Here is a 9,843-nt window from a genome sequence, read left to right as displayed (position 1 = left end):
GTGTCATCGGTTGTGTGGCGCCTTCACCCGCCGTTATGTGCCCGGTGGGCCCCGCCGGGGTGCGGGCCGGCGGGGTGTTTCCTGCTCCCGGCCGGCCCTCACTGCGTTCCGCGGTCGGGGCGGGGTCGGTCGGTCTCCGCCGTCCCGCGCCGCCCCGACCGGTACCGCGTCAGTGCATCGCGACACCGGCGGTGTTCGACGGCAGGTCGTCCGCCTTGGCCTTGATCACGACGACCGCGACCACCAGGGCGAGCCCGGCGAGCACCGCGCCCACGATGAAGCCGTGCGAAATGCCGTAGGCGAGCACCTCGTTGGCCGCGTCGGTGCCCTTGGGGAACTCCTTCTTCTCCAGGAACGACGCCTTCTGCTCCGGCGTGGCCGTGGCCATGAAGCCGGGCAGCTGCAGCTTGGCCTCGGCGGTGGCGTAGTGCGCGAACACCGTGGTGAGGATCGACAGACCGAGGGAACCACCGATCTGCTGCATCGAGTTGAGCAGGCCGGAAGCGGCGCCGGTGTCCTCGCCGGCGACGCCCGCGACCGCGAGCAGCATCACCGGAACGAAGGTCAGACCCATGCCGAAGCCGAACACCACCGTGGGGCCGAGCACCCCGTCGATGTAACCGCTGTCCGCGTTCATCTGGGTCAGCCAGGTGAGCCCGATGGTGACGAACAGCGCACCTCCGGCCATGAACGGCTTCGGACCGTACTTGGCCTGGAGGGTGGAGGCGACCTGTGCGGCGATGATGATCGACACGCTGATCGGCAGGAAGGCGAAACCGGCCTTCAACGGGCTGTAGCCGAGCGGCCCCTGCACGAAGAGCGTGACGTAGAAGAAGATGCCGAACATGGCCGCGGCCAGGCAGAGCATCATCACCAGGCCACCGGTGCGGTTGCGGTTGGCGAACAGGTGCAGCGGGGTGATCGGCTGCGCGGTGCGGTTCTCGATCACCAGGAACGCGGCCACGAGCAGCACGCCGGCGGCGAAGGAGCCGAGCGTCACGCTGTCCGTCCAGCCGTCCGAGGCGGCCCGGATGAACCCGTAGACCAGGCCGACCAGGCCCAGCGTGGAGGTGAGCGCACCGGGCAGGTCGAAGCGGCCCTCGTGGCGCTCCGACTCGGCGATGTAGCGCGGTGCGGCGATCGCGATCAGGACCGCGATCGGCACGTTGACGAAGAAGACCCAGCGCCAGTCGAGGTACTCGGTGAGCACGCCACCGGCCAGCAGACCGATGGCCGCACCCGAGCCGGCCACCGCCGAGAAGACGCCGAAGGCCTTGTTGCGTTCGGGGCCCTCGTCGAAGTTGGTGGCGATCAGGGCGAAGGCGGTGGGTGAGCATATCGCCCCGCCGATGCCCTGGAGCGCGCGGGCGGCCAGCAGCATCCCGCCGTCCTGCGCGAAGCCGCCCAGCAGCGAGGCCAGCCCGAACAGCAGCGTGCCGGCGATGAACACCCGGCGACGGCCGAGGATGTCGCCCGCGCGGCCGCCGAGCAGCAGCAGGCCACCGAAGGTCAGCGTGTAGGCGTTGATCACCCACGACAGGTTGGTGGTGGAGAAGTTCAGCGCGTCCCTGATCTGCGGCAGCGCGATGTTCACGATGGTGGCGTCGAGGACGACCATCAGCTGCGTGGCGGCGATGACGGTCAGGGTGATGCTCTTGTTCCTGCCCTGGCTGCCTTGCGATGGAGAGTTCTTGCTGAGCGTGTCGGAAATAGCCAAGTTAGTGCCCCCTGCTGGCTACTGCTTCGTATGCTGTGGACCCGAAGTCCGGTGCGGTCCTGCGGCGTCCCGCAGGCTATGAAGGAACGGGATCGTTCACTAATCTGGACGATATCCTGGACGATATTGTGAACGCAAGCGTTCCCTAAGGTTGGTGATGATGGATCAGTTGGTGCGACGCCAGGCGACGGTCCGGACGGGCGGGCAGGCGGGCGAGCGGCCGACCGAGCAGTCGACCGGGCGGACGGACGGCCGGGCTGCGGACCGGGTGGACGAGCAGCTCGCGAGGCCGGCGGAGGGGCGGGCGGCGAGCCGTCCGACCGTGCCCGCTCCGGCGTCGAGGACTGCCCTCCCGGCGCCCGGGCCGGCGTCGTTCTGTCCGGTGAAGGCGGCCGCCGAGGTCCTGTCCCGACCGATGCGCCGCCGGGGCAAGGAGCTGGAACAGGCGATCTTCGCGGCCGCGCTCGACCAGCTCACCTCCGGCGGATTCGCACGGCTGACGATGGAAGGCATCGCCGGGGCCGCGCGGACCGGGAAGGCCGCGCTGTACCGGCGCTGGGCGTCCAAGGTAGAACTCGTCGTCGACGCCCTGGACTCCACTCTGCCACGGCCCTCCGACACCCCCGACCTCGGGTCCGCCCGCAGTGAATTGCTGCTGCTCATCCAGGGTTTCACCGAGGCGATGAACTCCCGGTCGGGCGGTGCCATGCAGGCGCTGATGGCCGAGCTGGATCACGAGCAGGCCGAGCTGTTCAAGGGCTTCATCGTCCAGCGGGTGATCGAGCCGACCAAGGCCACCATCCTGGAGATCCTGCGGCGGGGAGCCGAGCGCGGCGACGTCCGGCCCGGCGCGGTCACCCCGCTGGTCGCCGATGTGGCGCCCGCGATGCTGATGTACCGGGTCAAGATCTGCGGCCGGCAGCTCGGGCCCGAGTTCGCGGTCGAGCTGGTGGACGAGGTCCTGGTGCCGCTGATCCGCGCCTGACGCGTGTTGCCGCGGCCCCGCGGCCCTGCGGTGTCGTACCCGCGTCCGTACCCGGGCCCGCGTCTTGCGATGCCGTGCTCGTGGCTGCGCGGGACGGGCGCGGGCGCGGGGCGGGCTCGGGGGTGGGGGTCGTGGTGGTCGGGGGCGCTGGCCGCTGCAGGGTGGTCGGGGGCGGTTCCGGGTGGGGCTTACGCTGGAGGTTGCCCCAGCCGAAGGACTCCGCGATGCCCATCGTCCCGCCGACGCACTCCGTCGAGCGCTCGCTGCGCCGGGCCGGCGCCAAGATCGTTGTCGGTCTCGACGAGGTCGGGCGCGGTGCCTGGGCCGGCCCGGTCACCGTGGGCGCGGCCGTCACCGGGCTGCGCAAGCCGCCGGAGGGCCTGACCGACTCCAAGCTGCTCACCGAGCTGCGCCGCGAGGCGCTCGCCCCGGTCCTCGCCGACTGGGTCACCGCGTACGCGCTCGGTCACGCCTCCGCGCTGGAGTGCGACGAGCTGGGGATGACCGCGGCGCTGCGCCTGGCCGCCGTGCGCGCCCTGGAGGCGCTGCCGGTGGAGCCCGACGCGGTGATACTCGACGGCAAGCACGACTACCTGGGCGGCCCGTGGCGGGTGCGCACGGTCATCAAGGGCGATCAGTCCTGCATCTGCGTGTCGGCCGCCTCGGTGCTCGCCAAGGTCCACCGTGACGGTCTGATGGCAGAACTGGGCGAGGCGTGCCCCGAGTACGGCTTCGCCGACAACGCCGGCTACCCGTCCCCGGTGCACCGCACCGCGCTGGAGGAGTTCGGCCCGACCGAGCAGCACCGGCTCTCCTGGGCCTACCTGGACGGGCTGCCCAAGTGGCGTCACCTGAAGCGGACCCGGGCCGTCGTCGGTGTCGGCGGACCGGGCGCGGCGGGCCCCGTCGACGAGCAGCTGACGCTCGGTTTCTGACGCTTCGTCGGCCGAGCGTCCGGGTGGGGGCGGAAGGCTCGTGGTGCCCAATGGGTGGGGCGCCCGTGCGCGCTCGACCGGCATTTGATAGATATCCGGGTATGCCTGTCTTCCCCGAGGAGCCGGAGATTCACGTGAGCCTCCCGGGCCCCGGCGTTCCCTTCCCCCGCGAGTCGGACGCACAAGCCCCCCGTACGCCTGCCTCCGGCAGCGCGACCTCTGCCGCACCGTCGACCGTCACTACCGCCCCGGCCCCGGTGCCGGGTCAACGCCCCGCACCTCGGCGACCGGCGCCGCCGGGCGCCGAGCGCCCGGGGCCGAAGCCCCGGCCGGCCGGGATCCCCAAGCCCGGTCCGCGCCGCCCGGAGCCCGCCGCACCGCAGGTCGCGGTCCAACACCTCGCCGCCACCGCCGCGCAGGCGCTGGAGCGCGCCGACGAGGCGGTCGACCGGTTGCTGGACTCCGGTCGCGACCCGGGCGCCGTCCTGGTGCTCACGGTCGGCGAGCCGCACCCCTGGCAGCGGCACGAACTCTCCTTCGGCGAGGAGCGCTACTGGGCGCAACTCGCCGAAGGCCGTGACGTGTTCTACGCGGACGCCGCGCTGACTCGTCCGGCCCGCCGCGAGGTGGTCGTACTGGTCGTCAACGGCGGTACGGCCGACCGTGCCGCCGCGGCGTTCACCGAGGCCCGCGGCCGGGCGGCCGAACTCCTGGTGGTCTGCGGAGACGCCGGCCCCGCTGCCGCTGCTGCGGCCGCCGGTGCACCGGTCGGCCGCCGACTGACCGCCTGACACCTGTCGACCTCCGGGCCCGGCGCCACCTGGTGCCGGGCCCGACCCATGCCGTCCCCCGCCTTGCCGCTCGCAGTCTGCGGCTCTGCCGCCGGCTGTCCCGCTGCCTGTCGCCTGCTGCCTCGCGACAGTGGCCGGTTGCCCCGGGCGCTCGCCTCAGCCGGTGCCGGTGCGCCGGCCCGGTTCGATCGCCGCGACCCGTGCGGGGGCCCACGGGCGCTCGGCCTGACGCAGGGGGCGCTGTCCGCGCGCACTGTCCAGTGCCGAGCGGGGCGGCAGCTCGGTCACGGTGTGGACCGGCCCGTCGGCCCATGAACCCGCGTGCGGGGTGCGGCCGTTCCGGCCGTCCCCGAGGATCTGCCAGCCCGCCGGGGCCAGCGTGATGTACGAACCGCAGCGCAGTCCGTGCAGGGCGGCCGCGTCCTGCAGCGCCCACATCCAGGCACCGTCCTGTGCCGTCCAGCCCGCCGCGCCCTCCCGGCACCGCAGGAGCACGGCCGTCCGGGACGGGCTGGCCCGGCGCAGGTCGTGCGGAGTGATCTGTCGCAGGTGCGTCAGGAGCGCGTTGCGGTGCTGCCAGCCGTCGGTGTGGCGCGGCCGGGGAGCGAAGGAGGCCGAGGCGTTCAGCCTGTGCGACGCGTCCAGCACGGCGAGCACGACCGTGCCGGGCTGCGGCAGGTGGCGTTGGTGCAGCTCCAGGACGAACTCGCGCGGGTCGCGCAGCAACGGGACCCCCGAGGCAGCCCACGTCTCCAGGTCGCATACCCGTCTGGGCGCCGAACTCCGGACGAGGGGATACTGACCTCGGCCGATACCGTTGATCACGATCCTCCTTCCCGACCCACGGGCGCGCGGGTACGTGTGTACGCCGAAGGCCTGGTCCAGCGGACCGGGTTCCGGGTACGGTCCAATTCTCAGGGCAGATGGGGTGGAGCGGCAACGATGAAATGATGAACGCCGCCCGAAAGCCAACGTTCTGCCGGATATATTCCACGGCGGTGCGCGCGCCACTCGGGGCGTGTCGAGCCGTGATCCAGGTGGCCCGAAGGCCGGTGCGGAGTACTTTTCGCAAGCTCACCCCTCTCTTTCCCCGATCGGTGCCACTGGTGCGCGTGGATCTTCCGGTCTGCGTCGGCATTACTCCATTCGGGTGTACGTCGGTTGTGGAACCTCCCGTTCCGCCACGCTCTGGCCGATTTCGCGGCCCGTCGCCTCCTCCTCGCCCGTGCCGGCCGCCGCCTCAGCCCTGCACGGCCAGCACCAGCGGCAGGACGGCGCTCGCTCCGGCCTTGCGCAGCAGCCGGGCCGCGACGGTGACCGTCCACCCGGAGTCGACCAGGTCGTCCACCAGCAGCACCGGGCCGCCCGCCGCGGCGATCGCGGCCTCCACGTCCGGCGGCAGGGTGAGCGCGCCCGCCAGCGCGTGCAGCCGCTGGGCGCTGTTGCTGCGCGCGCCGTGCGGCGGCCGGCCGGCCGCGTACTCGATCCGCCCGAGCAGGGGCAGCCGGCCGATCTCGGCGATCCGGGCGCCGAGGCTGCCGACCAGCTGCGGCCTGGTCGACGAGGCCATGGTCACCACGCCGACCGGCCGGTCGAGCCGGACGCCCTCGGTCGTCGCGGGCCCGGCCCAGCCGCCGGGGCCGCGCGCCCAGTCGCTCAGTACCGTCACCAGGGCGTCGACCGCCTCGCCGGGCACGGGCACGTCGGGCGCCTGGTCGGCCAGCAGCGTCCGCAGCCGGTTGCCCCAGCCGATGTCGGAGAGCCGGCCCAGGGCCCGGCCGGTCTCGGCCTGCTCGCCCGCCGGGATGCGGCCCTTGAGCGGCACCCCCAACGCGTCCATGCCGGTCGGCCAGAGCCGGCGCGGCTCGAAGCCGACGCCGGGCCGGCCGAGGGCGGCCCGCGCCGCGTCCAGCGCCGCGGTGGAGATCTCCGGGGTGTGCAGCGGCCCGGCGCAGTTGTCGCAGCGGCCGCACGGCTCGGCCTGCTCGTCGTCCAGCTGCCGCCGCAGGAACTCCATCCGGCAGTCGGTCGCCGCCGCGTACGCGCGCATCGCCGCCTGCTCGGCCTCGCGCGAGGCGGCGACCTTGGCGTACCGGGCGGTGTCGTAGGCCCAGCTCTGCCCGGTGGCCGTCCAGCCGCCCTTGACCCGCCGGACCGCGCCGTCCACGTCGAGGACCTTGAGCATGGTCTCCAACCGGGCGCGGCGCAGGTCCACCCGGGGCTCCAGCGCGGCGGTGGAGAGCGGCCGGCCCGCCTCGGCGAGGGCGTCGATGGTGCGGCGGACCTGCTCCTCGGGCGGGAAGGCCAGTGAGGCGAAGTAGCGCCAGATCGCCTCGTCCTCGCGACCGGGCAGCAGCAGCACCTCGGCGCGGTCGACGCCGCGGCCCGCCCGGCCGACCTGCTGGTAGTAGGCGATCGGCGAACTGGGCGAGCCCAGGTGCACCACGAAGCCGAGATCGGGCTTGTCGAAGCCCATGCCGAGTGCGGAGGTGGCGACCAGGGCCTTGACCCGGTTGGCCAGCAGGTCCGCCTCGGCGGTGCGGCGTTCGGCGTCCTCGGTGCGCCCGGAGTACGAGGCCACCGGGAAGCCCCGCTCGCGCAGGAAGGCCGTCACCTCGTCGGCGGCGGCGACCGTCAGGGTGTAGACGATGCCGGAGCCGGGCAGCCGGTCGAGGTGGTCGGCCAGCCAGGCCAGCCGGTGCGCCGGGTCGGGCAGGGTGAGCACCCCGAGGGTGAGGCTCTTGCGGTCCAGCGGGCCGCGCAGCACGAGGGCGTGTTCGTCGGTGGAGCCGGTGCCGAGCTGCTCGGCGACGTCGGCGGTGACCCGGGCGTTGGCCGTGGCGGTGGTGGCCAGTACCGGGACGCCCGGCGAGAGGTCGGCGAGCATGGTGCGCAGTCGGCGGTAGTCGGGGCGGAAGTCGTGGCCCCAGTCGGAGATGCAGTGGGCCTCGTCCACCACCAGCAGGCCGGTGGAGGCGGCCAGCTTGGGGAGCACCTGGTCGCGGAAGTCGGGGTTGTTCAACCGCTCGGGGCTGACCAGCAGGATGTCCACCGCACCCGCCGCGACCTCGGCCTGGATCGCGTCCCACTCGTCGGTGTTGGCCGAGTTGATGGTGCGGGCGTTGATGCCGGCCCGGGCGGCCGACTCGACCTGGTTGCGCATCAGGGCGAGCAGCGGGGAGACGATCACCGTCGGACCGGCGCCGCGGGCCCGCAGCAGGGCGGTGGCGATGAAGTAGACGGCCGACTTGCCCCAGCCGGTGCGCTGCACCACGAGGGCCCGGCGGTGGTCGACCACCAGGGCCTCGATGGCCGTCCACTGGTCCTCGCGGAGGGTGGCGGCGGGCCCGGCGAGCTCGCGCAGGACGGCCTCGGCCCGCGCCCGGACCTCGGCGCGGTCGGCGGCTGTCGCGCTGCCGGTGCCGGCCGTGGCGGTGGCGTCGGTGGCGGTGGTGTGGTTCTGCGGCTGCTGCATGCCGTCCATGTAACCCCGAGCCGCCGACAAAGGGCGAACGGCGGTGGACATGAGCGGGTGGCTCGGGGGTGCATTTCATCAGCTCTTCGGCTGAACGGCGGCCGAATGTCCCCCGGGAGAGTGGCTCCGAATGCCCCGAACGAGGGACGTTTTATCCACAGGCGGGCTTTATCCACAGGGAAAATGAAAACTCCGGAGCCGCTCGCGAATTGCGGCAGTCTTCCGGCCATGAACAACGAACGCATCGCACCCCCCTTCGGCCCGGCCTCCGCCGGGCGGCCGGTCACCATGCGGGGCCCGGCCGACATGGCCGAGCTGCTGCCCTACCTGCTGGGCTTCTTCCCCGACGACAGCATCGTCGCCGTCGGGCTCCAGGGCCCGGACCTCCACCAGGGAGGGGTGATCCGGCTGGACATCCCCGAGTCGCCGAAGCGGTGGCCGGCGGCCGCCGACGAGACGGCCTCGTTGCTCGTCGGCCTCTCCGAGCGGCGGGACCGGCGACCGGTCCAGGTCCTGCTCTACCTCTGTCAGGATCCCGACCGGGAGCACGGTCCGCCCGTGCTCGACCGGCTCGGACCGCTCGCGGGGGAGCTGCGGGCGGCCTTCGAGGCCAGGGGAGTGGCGGTGAAGGAGTCGCTCTGCGTCTCGTCCGGCCGCTGGTGGTCCTTCCTCTGCCGCCGGGAGGGGTGCTGCGACCCGGCCGGCCACCCGGTCCGGCACAGCCCCGGCCCCGGCCCGGTGGCCGCCGCGGCCACGTTCGCCGGCCTCGCGCCACGGGGGAGTCGCAAGGCGCTCGTGGCGGGGCTGGCTCCGATCGGCCCGCCCGGTGCGGACGCGCAGCGCCTGGCGCTGGCCCGGGCCGTGGCCGTGGCCGACGAGCGGGCCGGGCATGCGCCCCCGCCCTCCCGGGAGCAGGGCGGTGCGCTGCTCGACCAGGCCGTGGCCGAGTTCATGGCCGGCTCGCGCGCGCTCGACGAGGACCGGGCGGCGCGGTTGCTCATCGCCCTCCAGGACCGGCGGATCCGGGACCAGGCCGCCGAATACGTCCGGCCCGAGGAGCTCGCGCCCACCCAGCGGCTCTGGCGCTTCCTCGCCAGGCGCTGCGTGCCGCCCTACACCGGTTACGCCCCGCCGCCGCTCACCTTGCTGGCCTGGGCGTCCTGGGTCGCGGGGGACACCGCGACGGCCCGCGTCGTGCTCGCCCACACGCTCCGGCTCGCCCCCTCCTACCTGCTGGCCCAGTTGCTCTACGAGTCGTTGAACGGTGGGCTCGCGCCGGAGGAGTTGCTGGCGAGCGTGGTGGCCGAGCGTAGCCGCCGCTCCAGCGAGGCGCGGGGAGAGCCGGCGGACAGCTTCGACGACGCCCCGGACAGGGGCTCGGGGAGCGACAGGGGCAGTGGCCCGGGCAGTGACCCGGAGGAGCCGTCAGGCCCGGCGCCGGCCAAGCCGCGCCGCCGGCGGGCCCGGAAGGGGTCGGCCGAGGCCGATGCACCGAAGGTCTCGGACGTCGCGGGGCCGGCGGCCGCAGCGGACGCGGCCGGTCCCGCCGGGCGGCTCCCCGATCGCCCGGCCGGGGCCACGCCGAAGTCCGGCGAGGCCGCTCGGCCCGACGACGGCCCGAGCGGTGGGCCGCCGCTGCCGCGGACGTCCGACCGCGGCGCGGGCCGTCCGTCCGCCCGGGTGCGCTCCGTCCGGAGGCTGCGGCTGGGTCGGGCCTCGCCCTGGGCGTCGGCGGAGGCCACGGAGGGTGGGCGCAGCCGGTGCCGCGGCGCTCGTGCTTCGGCAGGCCGGTCCCGGCATGCGCGGTGACGGCCCCGGCGGCCCGGGCCCCGGCTCGTCCGTCCGCCGGGGGGGCCGGGGGGCCCCCCCCGGCGCCCCGCGGGGGGGCCCCCGCGCGCCGCCCCGCCGCCGGGGCGGGCGGCCCGCGCCGCCCCCCCCCC

The 9,843-nt window shown here is 74.1% G+C and carries 7 protein-coding genes; 4 read left to right on the top strand and 3 right to left on the bottom strand.

What is annotated here, in order from left to right:
• Positions 1 to 169 precede the first annotated feature (169 nt).
• Positions 170 to 1,717: an MFS transporter gene (locus ACFVYI_RS11950; protein WP_387883795.1), complete on the bottom strand. Its 1,548-nt coding sequence runs from the start codon at positions 1,715 to 1,717 to the stop codon at positions 170 to 172.
• A gap of 157 nt (positions 1,718 to 1,874) precedes the next feature.
• On the opposite strand from ACFVYI_RS11950, the gene ACFVYI_RS11945 reads away from it, so the two are divergent.
• The 3 genes from ACFVYI_RS11945 (at position 1,875) to ACFVYI_RS11935 (ending at position 4,428) form a co-directional block, all read left to right on the top strand.
• Positions 1,875 to 2,702, top strand: a complete 828-nt coding sequence (locus tag ACFVYI_RS11945; protein ID WP_387883792.1) for a TetR/AcrR family transcriptional regulator — start codon at positions 1,875 to 1,877, stop codon at positions 2,700 to 2,702.
• A 224-nt stretch (positions 2,703 to 2,926) separates the two neighbouring features.
• Positions 2,927 to 3,637 carry a ribonuclease HII gene (locus ACFVYI_RS11940; RefSeq protein WP_387883790.1) on the top strand — a complete coding sequence of 237 codons (711 nt, stop codon included), beginning with the start codon at positions 2,927 to 2,929 and terminating at the stop codon, positions 3,635 to 3,637.
• 257 nt (positions 3,638 to 3,894) lie between these two features.
• The gene (locus tag ACFVYI_RS11935; RefSeq protein ID WP_387883788.1) at positions 3,895 to 4,428 is read left to right on the top strand and encodes a hypothetical protein; all 534 of its coding nucleotides are present in this window, start codon (positions 3,895 to 3,897) and stop codon (positions 4,426 to 4,428) included.
• Positions 4,429 to 4,584: 156 nt separating this feature from the next.
• On the opposite strand, the gene ACFVYI_RS11930 is transcribed toward ACFVYI_RS11935, so the two are convergent.
• Together ACFVYI_RS11930 and ACFVYI_RS11925 are read right to left on the bottom strand one after the other, a co-directional pair.
• The gene (locus tag ACFVYI_RS11930; RefSeq protein WP_387883785.1) at positions 4,585 to 5,253 is read right to left on the bottom strand and encodes a hypothetical protein; all 669 of its coding nucleotides are present in this window, start codon (positions 5,251 to 5,253) and stop codon (positions 4,585 to 4,587) included.
• A gap of 415 nt (positions 5,254 to 5,668) precedes the next feature.
• Positions 5,669 to 7,903 (bottom strand): DEAD/DEAH box helicase, encoded by a 2,235-nt coding sequence (locus tag ACFVYI_RS11925; RefSeq protein WP_387883783.1) that lies wholly within the window; start codon positions 7,901 to 7,903, stop codon positions 5,669 to 5,671.
• Positions 7,904 to 8,131: 228 nt separating this feature from the next.
• Between ACFVYI_RS11925 and ACFVYI_RS11920 the strand changes: the two genes are divergently transcribed.
• A complete protein-coding gene (locus ACFVYI_RS11920; RefSeq protein WP_387883780.1) occupies positions 8,132 to 9,712 on the top strand; it encodes a DUF4192 domain-containing protein in 1,581 nt (526 codons plus the stop codon).
• Positions 9,713 to 9,843: the final 131 nt, after the last annotated feature.

Source organism: Kitasatospora sp. NPDC058218 (genome assembly GCF_042882445.1).
Taxonomy (GTDB): domain Bacteria; phylum Actinomycetota; class Actinomycetes; order Streptomycetales; family Streptomycetaceae; genus Kitasatospora.
The sequence above is the reverse complement of the archived record's forward strand: the minus strand, read 5'-3'. Positions and strand labels throughout refer to the sequence as shown.

Excerpts from the sequence above, each read along its gene's own strand:
- ACFVYI_RS11940 (WP_387883790.1), top strand. The coding sequence starts at position 2,927 with ATGCCCATCGTCCCGCCGACGCACTCCGTCGAGCGCTCGCTGCGCCGG.
- ACFVYI_RS11920 (WP_387883780.1), top strand. The coding sequence starts at position 8,132 with ATGAACAACGAACGCATCGCACCCCCCTTCGGCCCGGCCTCCGCCGGG.
- ACFVYI_RS11925 (WP_387883783.1), bottom strand. The coding sequence starts at position 7,903 with ATGCAGCAGCCGCAGAACCACACCACCGCCACCGACGCCACCGCCACG.
- ACFVYI_RS11945 (WP_387883792.1), top strand. The coding sequence starts at position 1,875 with ATGATGGATCAGTTGGTGCGACGCCAGGCGACGGTCCGGACGGGCGGG.